Origin of the sequence: Sanguibacter biliveldensis, assembly GCF_033798665.1 — a bacterium.
Lineage (GTDB): Bacteria > Actinomycetota > Actinomycetes > Actinomycetales > Cellulomonadaceae > Sanguibacter > Sanguibacter inulinus.
The window spans coordinates 3,406,206-3,424,000 of the sequence record NZ_CP138359.1 but is presented as its reverse complement, the minus strand read 5'-3'; the positions used below and the strand labels follow the sequence as shown (position 1 = coordinate 3,424,000).

Annotated in this window: 13 protein-coding genes; 7 read left to right on the top strand and 6 right to left on the bottom strand. The window is 71.5% G+C overall.

The features are described 5' to 3' along the window. Window positions 1-99: 99 nt before the first annotated feature. Window positions 100-2,343 carry a glucoamylase family protein gene (locus SANBI_RS14910; RefSeq protein WP_319156401.1) on the top strand — a complete coding sequence of 748 codons (2,244 nt, stop codon included), beginning with the start codon at window positions 100-102 and terminating at the stop codon, window positions 2,341-2,343. Between the two features lie 134 nt (window positions 2,344-2,477). Here SANBI_RS14910 and SANBI_RS14905 read toward each other — a convergent pair whose 3' ends face one another. Both SANBI_RS14905 and SANBI_RS14900 read right to left on the bottom strand, forming a co-directional pair. Then, window positions 2,478-2,894 (bottom strand): SMI1/KNR4 family protein, encoded by a 417-nt coding sequence (locus tag SANBI_RS14905; RefSeq protein WP_319156399.1) that lies wholly within the window; start codon window positions 2,892-2,894, stop codon window positions 2,478-2,480. A gap of 89 nt (window positions 2,895-2,983) precedes the next feature. Further along, complete coding sequence (locus SANBI_RS14900) at window positions 2,984-4,048, bottom strand: LacI family DNA-binding transcriptional regulator (RefSeq protein ID WP_319156397.1); 1,065 nt, start codon at window positions 4,046-4,048, stop codon at window positions 2,984-2,986. Between the two features lie 334 nt (window positions 4,049-4,382). Between SANBI_RS14900 and SANBI_RS14895 the strand changes: the two genes are divergently transcribed. Further along, window positions 4,383-5,477, top strand: coding sequence for a fatty acid desaturase family protein (locus tag SANBI_RS14895; protein ID WP_228087448.1), 1,095 nt, complete (start codon window positions 4,383-4,385; stop codon window positions 5,475-5,477). Between the two features lie 161 nt (window positions 5,478-5,638). Here SANBI_RS14895 and SANBI_RS14890 read toward each other — a convergent pair whose 3' ends face one another. The 3 genes from SANBI_RS14890 to SANBI_RS14880 all read right to left on the bottom strand — a co-directional run bounded on the left by SANBI_RS14890 (window position 5,639) and on the right by SANBI_RS14880 (window position 9,398). Further along, on the bottom strand, window positions 5,639-7,036 hold the full coding sequence (locus SANBI_RS14890; RefSeq protein WP_319156393.1) for an MFS transporter: 1,398 nt from the start codon (window positions 7,034-7,036) through the stop codon (window positions 5,639-5,641). Beyond that, window positions 7,036-7,533 (bottom strand): MarR family winged helix-turn-helix transcriptional regulator, encoded by a 498-nt coding sequence (locus SANBI_RS14885; protein WP_319156391.1) that lies wholly within the window; start codon window positions 7,531-7,533, stop codon window positions 7,036-7,038. The genes SANBI_RS14890 and SANBI_RS14885 overlap by 1 nt, the downstream gene beginning before the upstream one ends. Before the next feature lie 164 nt (window positions 7,534-7,697). After that, the gene (locus SANBI_RS14880; protein ID WP_408669712.1) at window positions 7,698-9,398 is read right to left on the bottom strand and encodes a dolichyl-phosphate-mannose--protein mannosyltransferase; all 1,701 of its coding nucleotides are present in this window, start codon (window positions 9,396-9,398) and stop codon (window positions 7,698-7,700) included. 28 nt (window positions 9,399-9,426) lie between these two features. Here SANBI_RS14880 and rsmI point away from each other — a divergent pair, with 28 nt between their 5' ends. Beyond that, the gene (gene rsmI / locus SANBI_RS14875; protein WP_319156387.1) at window positions 9,427-10,260 is read left to right on the top strand and encodes a 16S rRNA (cytidine(1402)-2'-O)-methyltransferase; all 834 of its coding nucleotides are present in this window, start codon (window positions 9,427-9,429) and stop codon (window positions 10,258-10,260) included. A 12-nt stretch (window positions 10,261-10,272) separates the two neighbouring features. On the opposite strand, the gene SANBI_RS14870 is transcribed toward rsmI, so the two are convergent. After that, on the bottom strand, window positions 10,273-10,887 hold the full coding sequence (locus SANBI_RS14870; protein WP_319156385.1) for an isochorismatase family protein: 615 nt from the start codon (window positions 10,885-10,887) through the stop codon (window positions 10,273-10,275). A 346-nt stretch (window positions 10,888-11,233) separates the two neighbouring features. Here SANBI_RS14870 and SANBI_RS14865 point away from each other — a divergent pair, with 346 nt between their 5' ends. The 4 genes from SANBI_RS14865 to metG all read left to right on the top strand — a co-directional run bounded on the left by SANBI_RS14865 (window position 11,234) and on the right by metG (window position 17,792). Continuing rightward, window positions 11,234-12,427: an aminotransferase class I/II-fold pyridoxal phosphate-dependent enzyme gene (locus tag SANBI_RS14865; RefSeq protein ID WP_056128504.1), complete on the top strand. Its 1,194-nt coding sequence runs from the start codon at window positions 11,234-11,236 to the stop codon at window positions 12,425-12,427. Continuing rightward, window positions 12,424-13,653: a PQQ-dependent sugar dehydrogenase gene (locus SANBI_RS14860; protein ID WP_319156381.1), complete on the top strand. Its 1,230-nt coding sequence runs from the start codon at window positions 12,424-12,426 to the stop codon at window positions 13,651-13,653. The genes SANBI_RS14865 and SANBI_RS14860 overlap by 4 nt, the downstream gene beginning before the upstream one ends. Window positions 13,654-13,792: 139 nt before the next feature. Next, complete coding sequence (locus SANBI_RS14855; RefSeq protein ID WP_319156379.1) at window positions 13,793-16,141, top strand: DEAD/DEAH box helicase; 2,349 nt, start codon at window positions 13,793-13,795, stop codon at window positions 16,139-16,141. Between the two features lie 10 nt (window positions 16,142-16,151). After that, complete coding sequence (metG, locus tag SANBI_RS14850; RefSeq protein WP_319156377.1) at window positions 16,152-17,792, top strand: methionine--tRNA ligase; 1,641 nt, start codon at window positions 16,152-16,154, stop codon at window positions 17,790-17,792. Window positions 17,793-17,795: the final 3 nt, after the last annotated feature.

The following is a 17,795-nucleotide window of genomic DNA, read 5'->3' as shown; positions in this document are numbered from 1 at the left end:
CGCCGGTCACTAGTCTCTTCGTGCCTTTTCGGAATGTATCTCCGAAATTTCGATGACGAAAATGGGCACGTCGTCCCTGACACACGAGGAAGTGCACCCATGGGATCCCCGAACCGCGGCACACCCAGCCGCACGTCACCCACCCCGAACGGCGCCGCGGAGGACGTCCCCGTCTCCGCAGCACCCCGGAGCGGCCTGCGGCGGGCTGTCACAGCCTGCGCCGTGACCGTCGGCGCCTCGCTCGTCGCGACCTCGCTGGTCGCCGCCGCGCCCGCCGCGACCACGTCCCACGCCGGGGCTGCCGCAGCCCGTGTGGTGCCGAGCGCCGTCACCCCCGAGCAGGAGGCCACGCTCGAGCGCTACGCGGCCGACACCTATGACTCGCTCGCCGCGATGACCGACCCGGCGACGGGACTGCCCGCCGACAACATCGGCGCCGCGCTCGACCCCGCGACCCGCAGCGCCTACACCTCGCCGACGAACATCGGCGGCTACCTGTGGTCGACGGTCATGGCGCGCGACCTCGGCATCGTCACGGCCGACGAGGCCTACGACCTCATGAGCACGACGCTCGCGACCGTCGACGGCCTCGACCGCCACGAGCCGAGCGGCATGTTCTACAACTGGTACGACCCGGCCACCGGCGACAGGGTGCGGAACTGGCCCGGTGACGGCGCCGTCGTCGAGCAGTTCCTCAGCTCGGTCGACAACGGCTGGCTCGCCGCTGCGCTGCGCGTCGTCGCCGAGGCCGAGCCCCGCCTGGCCGACGAGGCGACGGCGATCTACGACGACATGAACTTCGGCGTCTACTACAACGCGGACGCCCTCCCCGACCGCGGGCTGGGCCTGCTGCGCGGAGGGTTCTGGGACGAGAAGCAGACCGAGGGGTCGGTCCCGGGGGACTACCTCGGAACCGGCCAGGACGTCTACTACACGGGCCACCACTACGACACGACAGTCTCCGAGACCCGGATCGCGACCTACCTCGGGATCGCGGAGGGCGACGTCCCGCCCGAGACGTACTACGCGACGTGGCGGACCTTCCCCTCGACCTGCGACTGGGCCTGGCAGGAGTCGCGCCCGAGCGGCGTGACCCGCACCTACCTCGGCGTCGACGTCTTCGAGGGTGCGTACAGCTACCGCGGCATGTCGATCGTCCCCGGCTGGGGCGGGTCGATGTTCGAGGCGCTCATGCCCGACATGCTCGTCCCCGAGTCCGAGTGGGGCCCGACCTCGTGGGGTGTCAACCACCCGCTGGTCGTCGAGGCGCAGAAGCAGCACGGCCTGGACGAGGCCGGCTACGGCTACTGGGGCTTCTCGCCCGCGTCCAACCCCTTCGGCGGCTACGCCGAGTACGGCGTCGACCAGCTGGGCATGCGTGACGACGGCTACCTCTCCGACGGTGTCACCAACGTCGACGTCGACAGCTTCGGCTGCGCCGAGGGCACCAACCCCGACCCCGAGTACCAGGACGGTGTCGTCACCCCGCACGCCTCCTTCCTCGGTCTGTCCTACGACCCCGAGGGCGTGCTCGCCAACCTCGACGGTCTCGAGTCCGACTTCGACTCCTACGGACCCGGCGGCTTCTACGACGCGATCGCGGTGCGCTCGGGCACCGTCGCCCAGACGTACCTGTCCCTCGACCAGTCGATGATCATGGCGGCGATCGGCAACTACCTCACCGACGGCTCGCTCCAGGACTACTTCGTCGACGACCAGCTCGAGGCAGCGCTCCGTCCGCTCATGGAGGCCGAGGTCTTCTCCGCCTCGGCCGAGGCCGTGGTCCCGGTCCTGGACAGCCCGGCCGCGGGCACAGTGCTGACCGACCCTCGCACCACGTTCTCCGGCACGGGTGAGCCCGGGGCCGAGCTCACGGTCACCGCGACGCCGACAGGCGACGTGGCCGCGCTCGCGGTCCAGACCCTCTGCACGGCACCCGTCGACGCCGACGGCGCGTGGTCCTGCGACGGTCAGACGACGCTCGCGCCGGGCACGTACGCCCTCGCGATCTCGACGACCAGCACGGCCGGGGTCACCACCCCGGGCGAGGTGGACGTGACGGTCGAGGTCGCCGCGGCACCGACCGAGGAGCCGACACCTCCGGTGCCCACGGACCCGACGCCCACCGACCCGGCGCCGGCTCCCGAGACGACCGCACCGGTGGCGCCAGGCCCCGGTGGCGGCGGCAGCACCGACGGTGACGGGGCTGACAGGTCGGCCCAGGGTGGCGACCTCGCCGAGACCGGCACGGACGGCGCACCGGTCCTGGCCGGGGCTGCGCTCTTGACGGTCCTCCTCGGGGCCGCCACGGTCTTCCTCGCGCGCAGGCGTCGACTGGGCTGAGGGAGGACCTACGCCTGGGTCCTCAGCGGCGCTGCGGCACCGGTGCAGGACGACGCCAGTGCATGACAAGAACGAGAACGAGGCCGTCGCCGGTGTCCGGCGGCGGCCTCGTGCCGCGTGCCTCGTGCACAGGGTCAGTCGTGGACGTTGTCCGCCAGGAACGCGCGGAAGCTCGGTGCGAGCTCCTCGGACTCTCCCGAGTCGGCGTCCGTCCGGAGCACACGGCCGTCGTCGGCGACCCAGATCGGGTTGCCCGCTCCGTCGTCGGCGATGACCAGCCCTGTCACCACGTCGCCGAGCTGGGCGCGTGCTGCGAGCGTCAGGTCGACGCAGGTCTCACGGCCGAGGATCGACGCGTTGTCCCAGGCGTGCACCGAGACGCCGACGTAGCAGCCGCCCCAGCGGCCGACGAGCTCGACGAGGTCGTCGGGGACGACGACACCGAGCGGGGCGAGGCGGGCCTCCACCTCGTGGGCCGGGGTCGGCGTGCCGGCACCGTAGCGCGCGACCGCCCGCTCGAGGCGTGCCACCAGGTCGTCACCGAGAGTCATGCCCAGAGACTAACGTCGACGTGGGCTCGTGGGCTCGTGGGCTCGTGGGCTCGGGCGGACGGGCGGTCCGCATCCTCGAACCCCGGAGGTCAGGTGCGCGCGCGGACCGGGCCGCGGACCACCTCCGGCGGCGGCGCTGTCGACGCCCGCTCGACGAGGGTCGTCGCGAGCTCGGCCCGCACCGTGTGGCCGGTCCCCGACCGCGCACGGTGCAGGAGGTCGACGGCCGCAGCGCCCATCTCGACGAGCGGCTGGTGGACCGTCGTCAGCGCCGGGTCGAGCCACGCGGCGATCGGCAGGTCGTCGAAGCCGACGAGGGAGACGTCGTCGGGGACCCGCAGACCAGCCTCCCGGACGGCCCGGAGAGCGCCGAGGGCCGTGTCGTCGCTGCTCGCGACGATCGCGGTCGGTCTGTCGTCGAGGGACAGCAGGTGCCACGCCTCCTCGTAGCCGGCGTCGACCGTGAAGTCGCCGCGCCGGACGAGGGAGTCGTCGGGGGCGATCCCCGCCTGGATGAGCGCCGTGCGGTACCCGGCGAGCCGCGCGAGCGCGTTCGCCTGCGCGTCGTCCCCGGTGATGGTGCCGATCCTGCGGTGACCGAGCGCCACCAGGTGCGCCGTCGCGTCGAGGCCGCCCTGCCAGTTGGTCGCGCCGACGCTCAGCAGGCCCTCGGGCGGGCGCACCCGCGGGTCGACGACGACCACGGGCACGAGGGCGTCGGCGAAGGCCTGGCGCTCGGCGGCGTCGGGCACCGTCACGACGCTCACGGCCCCGTCGGTCCCGCGCGCCAGGGCGTGCCGCACCCACGCCCCGCAGTCGTCAGGGTCGGGGTCGACGGTGATGACGAGGTCGACGCCGTGGCGGCGGGCGCTCTCGGCGGCCCCTCGGACGACGGCCTCGGACCAGGTGCTCTCCAGGCTGACCACCCGGATGTCGACCAGGCCTGTCGGCTTGCTGACGGGGCGGCGCACGGTGTGCCCGTGCGCCTCGAGCGCGGCCTGGACCTTCGCCCGGGTGGCGGCAGAGACGTCAGGGCGCGAGTTGAGCACCTTCGACACCGTGGGGACCGAGACACCGGCGGCTGCGGCGACCGTCGCGAGCGGCGCCGGCCCCGCGGGGACGGCAGCCGGGCTGTCGTGGTCGTGCGCAGTCATGGGGTTCTCCGTGGGCGGGCGGCCGCCGGTCGCAGGCGGTCCAGACGAGCCTAGGGGATCGTCGCCCGAGCCCGGCTGTGCCTCGCGCGCCCCGAGCTGCTCGACGACGGCCTGCGTGCCGTCGGCCTGCGGCCTGACCCCAGTCCTGGCCCCGGACTCGGCAGCGTCTGCCTGCGACCTGCCAAGACGCGCGGGACCCGGTCCCTGAGAGCCGCCAGGGACCTCGGTCCTAGAAGAGGGGGGATAACCCCCTGTCGACCTAACCTACGGTTCCGTAGCGTTGCCGTCAGAGCGTCGGGGACCCCCGGTGCACCAGGACGACGAACGGACGACGATGACGGCAACCAGTGCGGTGATGAACCCCAGCGAGGCGGTCTCGCCACGCAAGCGTCAGGTCAGCGACTTCTCCGAGCTCACCCGCGCGGTCCAGGAGACCGGCCTCATGCGCCGCCGCTATGCGCACTACTGGGGACGCTTCGCACTGCTGTGCGGGCTGCTCGCCGGAGCCGTGGCGCTCATGATCACCCTCGGTGACTCGTGGTGGCAGCTCGCCGTCGCCGGTGGCCTCGGTCTCCTGCTGACGCAGTTCGCCTTCCTCGGTCACGACGCCGCGCACCGCCAGATCTTCGACTCGGGCAAGTGGAACGACTGGGCGAGCCTGATCGTCGCCAACCTCTTCGGTGGCCTCAGCTACGGCTGGTGGCTCCACAAGCACTCCAAGCACCACCAGAAGCCCAACGTCGAGGGCGTCGACCCCGACATGCTCAACGGTGTGCTCACCTGGGAGACCAACACGCTCGAGAAGCCGAAGACCGGCATCAAGGCGTGGCTCGTCGCCCGCCAGGGCAACTGGTTCTTCCCGCTCCTCCTGCTCGAGGGCGTCAACCTGCACGTCGCCGGTCTGCGCACCATCCTCGGCAAGGGCCCGGTCAAGCGCCGCGGCACCGAGCTCACCCTCGTGAGCATCCGCCTCGTCGGCTACGTCGCCGCGGTCTTCCTGCTCATGCCTGTCGGTCTCGGCTTCGCCTTCCTCGCCGTGCAGCTCGGCTCCTTCGGGTTCTTCATGGGGGCCTCCTTCGCGCCGAACCACAAGGGCATGCCGACGGTCGGCCCCGACGTCAAGATCGACTTCCTGCGCCGCCAGGTGCTCATGAGCCGCAACATCCACGGCGGACGCTGGGTCGCAGTCTTCATGGGCGGTCTCAACTTCCAGGTGGAGCACCACCTGTTCCCGTCGATGCCGAGCCCCGCCCTGCGCGAGGTCCGTCCGATGGTCAAGCAGTTCTGCGCCGACAAGGGCATCAAGTACACCGAGACCTCGCTGATCGAGTCCTACAAGATCGTCATCGAGTACCTCAACCGTGTCGGCCTCTCGGCCCGCGACCCCTTCCAGTGCCCGCTCACCGCGCAGTTCCGCTCCGCGCGCTGACGCCCTGACCCGAGGCCCAGCGCCCCGCCCGGTGGGGCCTCACCCAGCACGAGCCTGCGGGCCCCGACCATGACGGTCGGGGCCCGCAGGCGTTCTCGGTGGTCTTCTCGGGTCCGGACGGCCGGACCCTTGGGGGCGGGCCGGGACATGTCTCGTCCAGGTCAGGCGTCGCCCGCCGAGATGGCGAGGGCCTCGTCCTCGGCGCTCTCCGACGGGATGTCGTGGTCCTGGGCGAAGGTCCGGCGTCCGAGCACCAGCACACCGATCGCGACGAGCACGGCGACTGCCGCCGTCCAGTACGGGGCGGGCAGCCCCAGGTGGTCGCGGATCGGCCCGGCGACGGCCGGGGCGACGGCGCCGCCCATGAACCTCACGCCGCTGTACGTCGACGAGGCGACCGAGCGTGGCAGGTCGGTCGACTCCATGACGGCCTCGGTGAGTGCCGTGTTGAGCACCCCGAGGAACAGACCCGCGACGATGATCGCGGTGACGATCACGGCGAAGCGGTCGGTGAAGGTCGCCAGGACCACGAAGTCGAGGGCGAGCAGCCCGAGCATCGCGTAGAGCACGGCGTGCAGCCCGAACCTTCGGGTGAGGCGGGGCGCTGCGACCACCGAGGTGATCGCCAGGCAGATGCCCCAGCCGAAGAACACCAGCCCGAGCTCGTGCGCACCCACGTGGATGCCGACGGTCTCGGCTGCCGCCTCGATGGGGAAGGGTGAATAGGCGAGCAGCACGAAGAAGCCGAAGTTGTAGAACAGCGCTGCGAGGGCGAGGGTCCGCAGACCGGGCTTCTTGAGAGCCGAGAACGACGCCGTCGCGGAGATCTTCGGACCCGTGCTCGGTGCGGACTTCCCGAAGAACACGACGATCGCGAGGAAGCCGACAGCCATGAGGGCTGCTGTGCCGAAGAACGGTGCGCGCCAGCTGACCTCGCCGAGCGCGCCGCCCACGAGCGGCCCGACAGCGATGCCGATCCCGAGGGCGGCCTCGTAGAGGATGATCGCGCTCGCGGTGCTGCCGCTCGCCGACGCGACGATGGTCGCGAGAGCCGTCGAGATGAAGAGGGCGTTGCCCAGACCCCAGCCGGCGCGGAAACCGATGATCTGACCGATCGAGCCCGAGGCCCCGGCGAGGGCCGCGAAGACCACGATGAGGGCGAGTCCTGCGAGCAGCGTCTTCTTGGCACCGATGCGCGAGGACACCCAGCTGGTGAAGAGCATCGCGAGACCGGTGATGAACAGATAGCTGGTGAAGAGCAGCATCACCTGGCTGGACGAGGCGTCGAGCTCCGCGGCGATGGACGTGAGGATCGGGTCCACCAGGCCGATCCCCATGAAGGAGATCACGCAGGCGAAGGCGATGGCCCACACGACGCGGGGCTGGCGGAGCATGGACCCTGCCGCGCTGGGCGCCGTGCCGGGCGGACCGGCGGGCTGGGAGCCGGGGGCCGCGGTGCTGCGCCCGGACGAGCCGCGCCCTGACGTGCTGTGCCGGGCGGACTTCTGCGGGCTGGTGCTGTGCTGAGAGGTGCTGTGCTGGGTGGTGCTGGACGTCATCAGGTCACGCTTTCGCTGGTGATGGGTCCTGCGTCGGCCACCTCGGTGGTCAGGTGGGCGAGGAGGTCGAGCGCGCGGTCGAGCGTGCGCAGGTCGTCCTCGTCGAGCTGGGCGAGGTGGGGGGCGAGGGCCGTCGTGAGGGACGCGCGGTAGCGGGCGAGGGAGGCTCGCCCGGCGTCGGTGACGGAGACGGCGCTGGACCGTCGGTCGGTGGGGTCGGGTCGTCGTGAGACGAGGTCCTGGGCCTCGAGCCGCTTGACCATCTTGGAGACAGTCGGCTGAGAGGTGCGCTCGATCGCCGCGAGCTCGGTGACGCTGAGGTCGCCGGTGTGCGCGAGGTTGGAGAGCATGCGCCACATCGTCACCGAGACGTCGACGTCGATCGCCTGGGCCGCGGTCCGGGCGAACCTGGAGCAGGCGACGACGAGGTCCCCGCCGAGCGTGCTGGCGTCGCGGGGAGCGTCAGGCTGGGGGGCGGAGGGAGTCGACGTGGTCACCCGGCGAGTTTACATAGCCAGGCTATGTAATGCAACGGGCGACGGGCGCATGCTCTCAAGGCCGGGGCCGGGGCCGGGAGTGCGGACTCCGGAGCTCGGAACCCGGGCCCGGACCCGATGTCCCGAGTCCCGATCCCGGGGGTCCGGGGTCTCGCGCCGTCAGCTCAGATCCAGCTGCGCAACCACATGTGCGCACGCCAGAAGTCGTAGGGGATGTCCATCGCGGTCCACACCGGGTAGAAGAAGATGCTCACCACGAGGATCAGCCCGAGCAGCGCCCCCATGACCCGCAGCGCCCGGCGACGCAGGCGCGGGTCGTCAGCCACCTGCTCCCACACGAGCACGAGGGCGTAGGTGAGCGTGAGGTACATCCACGGGGCGAAGGCGATCGTGTAGAAGGTGAAGATGGTGCGCTCGGGGAAGAACAGCCACGGCACCCACCCGGCCACGATCCCGGACAGGACCGCGACGGCGCGCCAGTCCCTGCGCAGCACGACGGCGTACAGCGCCACGAGGATCGCGGCCGTGGCGAGCCACCACACGAGCGGGTTGCCGACCGAGGTGATCGCCCGCGCGCAGGCCTCGGCCCCGCACCCGCCGTCGAAGTTCTCCGTCTTGCGCCAGTAGAACGACGTCGGGCGCAGCTGCAGCAACCAGCCCCACGGGTTCGCCATGTACGTGTGCGGGTTGTCCAGGCCCGTGTGGAAGGCCAGCATCTTCTCGTGGTACTGCCAGAACGACCGCAGTGCCTCGCCCCAGCCGACCATGACGTCCGGGACCCAGTCGGGGTAGCTGCCGGGGTGGCTGACGAACCACTGGCGGTCGTAGGACCTGGGGTTGGCGAACCAGGCCGACCAGGACAGCAGGTAGGTCACGAGGACCGTGGGCAGCATGGACGCCGCGGCCGGGACGCCGTCGAGCAGGACCGAGCCGATGTGCCACTGCCGCGCCCCGACAGACCGCCGGGCTGTCGCGTCCCAGGCGACCGAGAGCAGGCAGAACACCGCGACGAAGTACAGTCCCGACCACTTGGTGCCGCAGGCGAGGCCGAGCGCGACGGCTGCTGCGAGGCGCCACCAGCGGATGCCGACCACGGGCCCGTCTCGGCCGACCCCGCGCCCGGAGTCGATGAGCGCGGCCGACCTCTCGGCCAGCCGTCGCCTGAACCACTCCCGGTCTTTGACGAGCAGGGCGAAGGCGACGAGGACCCAGAACATGAGGAACACGTCGAGCAGCCCTGTGCGCGAGTGCACGATCGCCACACCGTCGACCGCCATGATGCCGCCGGCCACGATGCCGAAGGCCGTCGAGCCGAACAGCCTGCGCGCGGTCCGCGCGAGCAGGAACACCGCGATCACGCCGACGACAGCTGGCGCCAGGCGCCACGCCCACGGGTTCTCGGACCCGCCCAGGCGCAGCCCGAGCGCGATCATCCACTTGCCGACGGGCGGGTGGACCACGTAGTCGGCGGCGGGGAGGTAGCCGTCCTGGTTCCCGGCCTCGAAGGCGGGGTTCGGCTCGTCCGGCCAGTCGGCCTCGTAGCCGAGGTGGAGGAGCGTGTACGCGCCCTTGACGTAGTACGTCTCGTCGAAGACCAGCGTGCTCGGGTTGCCGAGGTTGACGAAGCGCGCGATCCCCGCGACCACGGCGACCAGAAGCGGCCCGAGCCAGCCCCAGAGGCGGTCCTGGGCTGTCACGCCGAGCGCGAGGAACCTGTCGGAGAAGAGGCGGCGCAGCAGCGCCTGCTCGGTCTGCCCCGCGGGGCGGTCGTGCTTGACGAGGTCGACGCGCGGTGGGGTGGTGACCGTCGACGCGTCCTGTGTGCCGGCGTCGTCCGCCCCGTTCGTCCCTGTCACGCCAGTCATCGTAGGTGGACATGGCAGGCTTGGCCCCATGACAGGCCGCCTCATCCTCGCCGGGACACCCATCGGAGACGTCGAGGACGCCTCACCGCGGCTGCGCCGCCTCCTCGTCGAGGCTGACGTCGTCGCCGCAGAAGACACCCGGAGGCTGCACGCCCTCGCCGGTCGCCTCGAGCTGAAGATGACCGGACGGATCCTCAGCTACCACGAGCACAACGAGTCGGCCCGTGCCGACGAGCTCCTCGACGTCGTCGAGAACGGCGGCACCGTGCTCATCGTCACCGACGCCGGGATGCCGTCCGTCTCCGACCCCGGGTACAGGGTCGTGACCCGCGCGATCGAGCGTGGGCTCCCCGTCACCTCGGCTCCTGGACCCAGCGCCGTGCTGACAGCGCTCGCGGTCTCCGGTCTGCCGACCGACAGGTTCTGCTTCGAGGGCTTCCCGCCCCGCAAGCCCGGCGAGCGCTCGCGGGCCTTCGAGCTGCTGGCCGACGAGCGTCGGACCATGGTGTTCTTCGAGTCCCCGCACCGCGTGGACCAGACCCTCGCCGCGATGGCCGAGGCCTTCGGGGCCGACCGCCCGGCAGCGGTGTGCCGTGAGCTCACCAAGACCTACGAAGAGGTGCTGCGCGGCGGGCTCGGCGAGCTCGCTGAGACAGCCGCCCAGGAGCAGCTGCGCGGCGAGATCTCGATCGTCGTCTCCGGCGCACCCCAGCGCGAGACCGCGACGACCGCCGAGCTCGTCGCGGAGGTGCTGTCGCGCGTCGCCGGGGGAGAACGCCTCAAAGAGGCGGTCGCGGGCGTCGCCGACGCCGCCGGCGTCCACAAGCGCGAGCTCTACGCCGCAGCCCTCGCCGCGAAGTAGGGCGCCCAGCCGTCAGGCGGAGGGGAGGAGCTCGACTCCCGCTGCGGTCATCTCGACGCGGGCCTGGGCGCCCTGGTCGGGGGAGACGGGGACTGTGAGGTCCGTGAAGACCCGGGTCGCGAGACCGAGCTGGAGGGCGTCGAGGGCCGTCGCCTTGACGCAGTGCGACTCGGCGATGCCGACGACGTCGACAGCCTCGATCTGTGCCTCGCGCAGGACGTCCGCGAGCAGACGACCCTGACCGTCGACACCCTCGAAGCCGGAGTAGGCGGCCTGGTACTCGCCCTTCTTGACCGAGACGTCGGGCGCGAGGTCGGCGAGGGCCGGGTGCAGCTCGGCCTCGGCGGTCCCGGCGACACCGTGCGGCGGCCAGGTGTCGACGTAGTCGGGGGTGTCGCTGAAGTGCTCACCCGGGTCGACGTGCCAGTCCTGGGTCGTCACGACCAGCGCGTAGTCGCCGCGGTGCGCTGCGGCGAAGTCTGCGACGGCGTGCGCGACGGCGTCGCCACCCTCGACACCGAGGGCGCCGCCCTCGCAGAAGGTCGGCTGGACGTCGACCACGAGCAGGGCCCGGCGGGGCTCGGGGCTGCTCTGGTCCGGAAGGCTCTGCACAGCGTCGGAGGTCATCCACCCACTCTAGCCAGCGACCTCCAGGTCCAGCCGTCCCTGACCCGACCTGGGCTGAGCCGACCTGACCCGACCTGGGCTGACCTGAGGCGGCCGCAGCCATCCGGAGCCGGCCGCAGCCATCCGCAGCCCTGTCGAGATCGTGACTTCGGAGCGAGATCGTGAGCCAGGATGATCGATCTCGCTCCGAAGTCACGATCTCGCTGCCGCTGCCGCTGCCGCTGCCGCTGCCGCTGCCGCTGCCGCTGCCGCTGCCGCTGCCGCTGCCGCTGCCGCTGCCGGCAGCACCTGTGCGAAGGGTGAGAACGGGCTGCACCACCGGGGGCACCCGCCGTAGGGTTCAGGCATGCCCCGTGAGATCGAGTTCCGCCGCATCCCTGGCCTGCCGCCGTACGTCTTCACGATCATCGACTCCCTCAAGCTGGCCGCGCGCCGCGAGGGACGCGACATCGTCGACCTCGGCTTCGGCAACCCCGACCTGCCCAGCCCGCAGATCGCCGTGGACAAGCTCACCGAGGCCGCGCACAACCAGCGCAACCACAGGTACTCCTCCTCCCGCGGGATCCCGAAGCTCCGCGAGGCCGTCGCCGACCACTACAAGCGACGCTTCGACGTGACGCTCGACCCGGAGACCCAGGTCATCTCGACCATCGGCGCCAAGGAGGGCTTCAGCCACCTCATGTGGGTGCTGCTGCAGCCTGGCGACGCGGCGATCGTCCCGACCCCGAGCTATCCCATCCACATCTGGGGTCCGTACTTCGCCGGGGCGGACGCCCGCCAGGTGCCCATCGGCGACGGCACCGACGCCGCAGGGTTCATCGACCGCGTGATGGAGGCGTGGGAGCTCGGCTGGCCCAAGCCCCGCGTCGTCGTGCTGTCCTTCCCGCACAACCCGACCACCACCGTCGCGCAGCTGAGCGACCTGCAGCGCCTCGTCGACTGGGCCAAGGACCGCGACGTCGTGCTCGTCCATGACCTGGCCTACGCCGACATGACCTTCGACGGCTTCACCCCGCCGTCGATCATGCAGTGCGAGGGGGCGACCGAGGTCGCCGTCGAGCTGTACTCGATGACCAAGTCCTTCTCGATGGCCGGCTGGCGGGTGGCCTTCCTCGTCGGGCGAGAAGACGTGGTCGGCGCGCTCGCCAAGCTCAAGAGCTATCTCGACTACGGCACCTTCCAGCCGATCCAGATCGCCGCGACGGTCACCCTCAACGAGGCCACAGACTTCCCCGCCGAGGTCTCGCAGGTCTACGAGTCGCGCCGCAACGCCCTCGTCGACGGTCTCAACCGCATCGGCTGGGAGATCGAGAAGCCCGGCGGCACCATGTTCGTCTGGGCGCGCATCCCCGAGCCGTACAGGCACATGGGGTCGATCGAGTTCGCGACGCACGTGATCGAGCAGTGCGACGTCGCAGTCTCCCCGGGAGTCGGTTTTGGCGCCGGTGGTGACGACCACGTCCGCTTCGCCCTCATCGAGAACGAGCACAGGATCGGCCAGGCCGTCCGCGGCCTCAAGAAGGGTCTGACGCTGCTGTGACGCCTCGTACCCACCCAGCCCGACGGCCCGCGGCCCTCGTGCTCGCGGCAGCGCTGACACTTGCTGTCGCCGCGTGCTCGGACGACGAGACCCCCTCGACACCCACGGGGACAGCGACGGCAACCGACGGCTCCCAGGACGGCGCCGACCCCGCAGACCCGACCGACGAGGCGACGGACGCTCCTTCGGAAGGGGCGCTCGATCCCCGCGACCCCGTGGTCGAGACCGTCACCGCGACGCTCGGCACCCCGCTCGCGACGGGCCTCGAAGCCCCCTGGGGTCTGGCCCAGCTGCCCGACGGCGACTGGCTCGTGACAGAGCGGGACACCCGCGCCGTGAAGCTGGTCCCGGCGGACGCCTCTGCCCCGACGACCCTCACCGGCCCAGGGGCCGGCGACCTGGTCGAGGGCACGACAGGCACGGGCGAGGGCGGGCTGCTCGGCGTCGCACTGTCGCCGACCTTCGCCGACGACGGCCTCGTGTTCTTCTACCGCACGGCCGAGGAGGGCAACGAGGTCCTCAGCGGCACCCTCGACGGCACCACCCTGGGCGAGCTCACGGCGGTCCTGTCAGGGATCCCGGCCGCAGCCACCCACGACGGCGGACGCATCGCCTTCGGTCCTGACGGCATGCTCTACGTCGCGACGGGCGACTCGGGCTCGACGATCCTCGCGCAGCACCCCGACTCCCTCGGCGGCAAGATCCTGCGGGTCGCCCCCGACGGCACGGTCCCTCGCGACAACCCCGTCCCGGGTTCGCCGGTGTGGAGCCTGGGGCACCGCAACGTGCAGGGCCTCGGGTGGGCGCAGGACGGGCGGATGCTCGCCTCCGAGCTCGGCCAGGAAAGCCTCGACGAGCTCAACCTCGTGGTCTCGGGCGGCAACTACGGGTGGCCCGCGGTCGAGGGGCCCGGCGGCACCTCCCAGGGGTTCGTCGACCCCCTCGTCAGCTGGTCGACCGACGCGGCCTCGCCGAGCGGTCTGGCCGTCACCGACGAGGGCGTCTACGTGGCGGCGCTCCAGGGCGAGGCCCTGCTGCGCGTCCCGCTCGCGCCCGACGGCGTGGGAGACCCGCAGACGCTGCTTGCGGGCGAGCTCGGCCGCCTCCGTGCCGTGGCGGTCGGGGCGGACGGAGACCTCTACGTCCTGACCAGCAACACCGACGGACGGGGCGAGCCCCGCGAGGGCGACGACCGCCTCGTGCCTGTGGTCGTCACCGAGGACTGACGTGGCCGTGCCCGAGCCCGGCCAGGGCGGACCGGTCCCGTCCGGGCCCGAGGGGTTGGTACCGCAGGCCTCTCCCTCCGCCCCGGGCCCGTCGACCAGACCAGGAGCCCAGGCTCGACGGCTCGTCGACGCGCACGTCGTGCTCGCAGCATCAGCGCGGGCCGTCCTCGACCACCTGGACGGCGCGACCACCCGCATCGCCGAGCAGGTCCACAGCGACCGTGCCGCCCGGACCCGCGCAGAGCTCGACGGGCTGACCGTCGACCGCCTCACCGAGATCACGGACAAGAACCTGCGCATCCGTGCCCTGCTCGACGCCGGGTACACGACAGTCGGCTCGCTGCTCGGCGTGAGCGCCGAGCAGCTCGAGATGCTCGACGGCGTCGGCTCCCACACAGCCCGGAGCACCGTCGCGGCCGTCGAGCAGCTCGCCGACGCGACGGCCCAGGGCCAGTCGATGCGCATCACGCTCGACCGCGACGACGCCACCGGCACCCGGCTGCTCGGCGACCTCGAGATGCTCGTGCGGCTGGGACCGCTCGTCGAGCCGCACCGCCGCGACCTCGACGACTACGCGCGGTCCGTCGAGCAGCTGGCCGAGGCCGTGTCCCAGGCGACGAACGCCCTCACCTTCGCCTTCAGGCGCCGTGCGAGCCGCCGACGAGCGCTCGACGCGCTCGCAGCCCTCGAGGGCTGGGCCCCGTGGCTGGCCTCGACGGGTCTGGAGCAGGTCGTCGCCAGGCTCACGTCGGCCTGCGCCGAACCTGGGCCCGGTCCGCTCGCGCTCTGGGACGACTTCGAGCGCCGCTCGGCCGTCTACTACACGGTCCTCGGCGCGATCGTCCCGCTCGTGCGGGACGTGCTCGCCGCGACAGGCATGCTCCCCTCCGAGCTGGCCGACAGGGTCGACGCGATCGCCCTCGACACCACGCTGCTCGACGTGAGCCTGCGCGGCTACCAGGCCTTCGGTGCGAAGTTCGTGCTCAACCAGGGGCGTGTGCTTCTCGGTGACGAGATGGGGCTCGGCAAGACCGTGCAGGCTGTCGCCGTGATGGCCCACCTCGTGGCCGCCGGAGCGACGCACGTCCTCGTGGTCTGCCCGGCGAGCGTCCTCGTCGGGTGGCTCCGCGAGATCGAGCTCAGGTCGTCTCTCCAGGCCTGGCGCGTCCACGGACCAGACCGTGAGGCGACCGCAGCCGCGTGGCTCGCGCAGGGCGGTGTCGCGGTCACCACCTTCGAGGGGCTGCGGCACGTGCCCGAGGCCGCTGCGGAGGTCCTCGACCTGCTCGTCGTCGACGAGGCGCACCTCGTCAAGAACCCCCGTGCCCGCCGCTCGCAGGACGTGGCCGCCTGGGCGGACCGCTGCTGGCGCGTGCTCCTCATGACCGGCACCCCGCTCGAGAACCGTCTCGACGAGTTCTTGGGCCTGGTGCGGATGCTCCAGCCTGCGCTCGTCGACAGCCTCCCGCCGCACCTGCGTCTGGTCGGCGCGGACACGCTGCGGCACACGATGGCGCCGGTCTACCTGCGCCGCAACGCCGTGGACGTCCTCGTGGAGCTGCCGGAGCTGGTCGAGCTCGACGAGTGGGAAGAGCTCACCCCGGACGGCCGCCGGGTCTACGAGGCGGCTGTCGCGCAGGGGCGGTTCATGGACATGCGCCGCGCCGACTTCGCGACCCCAGACTCCTCCGGGTCGAGCAAGCTCGGCCGGCTGCTGGAGATCCTCGAGGACGCGGCGGCGAACGGCGAGAAGGTCGTGGTGTTCTCGTACTTCCGCTCGGTCGTCGACCTCGTCTGCAGGACGCTCGCCGGTCCCGGCGGCCGGGACGGCACCGGCCCCCAGACCGGTGCCGAGGCAGCCGACCTGCACCCGAGTGACCTCGATCGTGCTGACCTCGAACCCGCAGCCGGAGGACTCCCCGCAGTCTTCGGGCCGCTCTGGGGTGGTGTCAGCGCCGACGAGCGCCAGCTCGAGGTCGACAGGTTCGCCGCGGCCCCGCCGGGCGCTGTGCTCGTCGCGCAGGTGGACGCCGGGGGAGTGGGCCTGAACATCCAGGCGGCCAACGTCGTGGTGCTCTGCGAGCCCCAGCTCAAGCCGACCACCGAGGCGCAGGCCGTCGCGCGCGTGCGCAGGATGGGGCAGGTCCGCCCGGTCCGCGTGCACAGGCTCCTCGTCGAGGACACCGTCGACGAGCGGATCCGCGAGATCCTCGCGACCAAGCAGCAGCTCTTCGACGAGTACGTCCGCGAGTCGAGCCTCGCCGCCGGGACCACACGCGCTGTCGACGTGAGCGAGGCCGTGCTCGCCCGCGAGGTGGTCGCGGCCGAGCAGGCTCGGCTCGGCTACGGCCCGGTGTGGGACGACCTGCTCGCAGACGGCCTCCAGGCGGGCACAGAGGTCCCGCTCGGCGACGACGCAGCGGCCGACCAGCCCGTCGACCGTCTCGGCTGGAGGTCGGGCGACCTCCAGGGTCCCGGGACGCCCTAGCATTGTGCTCATGGCCCACGACGAGACCGCAGCGCCCGCCGGGACGCAGTCCTTCTACCTCACCACCCCGATCTACTACGTGAACGACGCCCCGCACATCGGGCACGCGTACACGACGGTCGCGGGCGACGTCCTGACCCGCTGGCACCGCCAGCGCCAGGAGCGCGTCTGGTTCCTCACCGGGACCGACGAGCACGGGCAGAAGGTCATGCGCACGGCCGAGGCCAACGGCGTCACGCCGCAGGAGTGGGCCGACCGCCTCGTCGAGTCGTCCTGGAAGCCCGTCCTGGAGACCCTCGACGCGCGCAACGACGACTTCATCCGGACCACGCAGCCGCGCCACACCGAGCGCGTGCAGAAGTTCATCAGCCAGCTGCACGCCAAGGGCGAGATCTACGCGGGCTCCTACGAGGGCCCGTACTGCGTGGGCTGCGAGGAGTACAAGCTCCCGGGCGAGCTGGTCGACGGCACGGGGGAGTACGAGGGCCTCAAGCTCTGCCCGATCCACAGCCGCCCTGTCGAGATGCTCTCCGAGCAGAACTACTTCTTCAAGATGAGCGCCTACGCAGACCGCCTCCTGGCCCTCTACGAGGAGCACCCCGAGTTCGTCCGGCCGGCCAGCGCACGCAACGAGGTCCTCGCCTTCGTCAAGAGCGGCCTGCAGGACCTCTCGATCTCGCGCAACACCTTCGACTGGGGCATCCCGATCCCGTGGGACACCTCGCACGTGCTCTACGTGTGGTTCGACGCGCTGCTCAACTACGCGACAGCGATCGGCCTGGAGAGCGACGACGAGGCCGAGCGCGAGCGCTTCGCCGCGACGTGGCCCGCGGACGTCCACCTCGTCGGCAAGGACATCCTGCGCTTCCACGCGGTGATCTGGCCCGCGATGCTCATGGCCGCGGGGCTCCCGCTGCCCAAGACGATCTTCGCGCACGGCTGGCTGCTGGTCGGCGGCGAGAAGATGAGCAAGTCCAAGCTCACAGGGATCGCCCCGACGCAGATCACCGACGTGTTCGGCTCGGACGCCTTCCGCTACTACTTCATGCGGGCGATCCCCTTCGGCCAGGACGGGTCCTTCTCGTGGGAGGACCTCTCCGCGCGCTACAACGCCGAGCTCGCCAACGGCTTCGGCAACCTCGCCTCCCGCGTGGCCGCGATGATCTCCAAGAACTTCGGCGGCTCGCTGCCCAGGCCCGGCTCGTCGAGCGACGCCGAGACCGCGCTCCAGGAGGTCGCCGCAGCAGCAGTCGCGCAGGCCGAGGCCGCGATCGACAGGATCTCCCCGAACGAGGCGATCAACGCCGTGTGGACCCTCGTCGACGCCACCAACCTGTATCTCACGGAGCAGGAGCCCTGGAAGGTCGCGAAGCTCCCGGGCGAGACGACCGAGAGCGGAGCGGGCGTCGAGGGTGGCCGTCTGGCGACGATCCTGGTGACCGCGGCCGAGGCGCTGCGGACCCTCGCGGTCCTGCTCAACCCTGTCGTGCCGAAGGCTGCGCAGGGCCTGTGGACCGCGCTCGGTGCCGAAGAGCCCCTCGGGCCCCTCGACGACCAGCCGGTCCAGACCGCTGCTGACTTCGGCACCCTGCCTGCCGGTACGCGCGTGACGAAGGGTGCCTCGTTGTTCCCCCGTCTCGACGAGGTCTGAGGC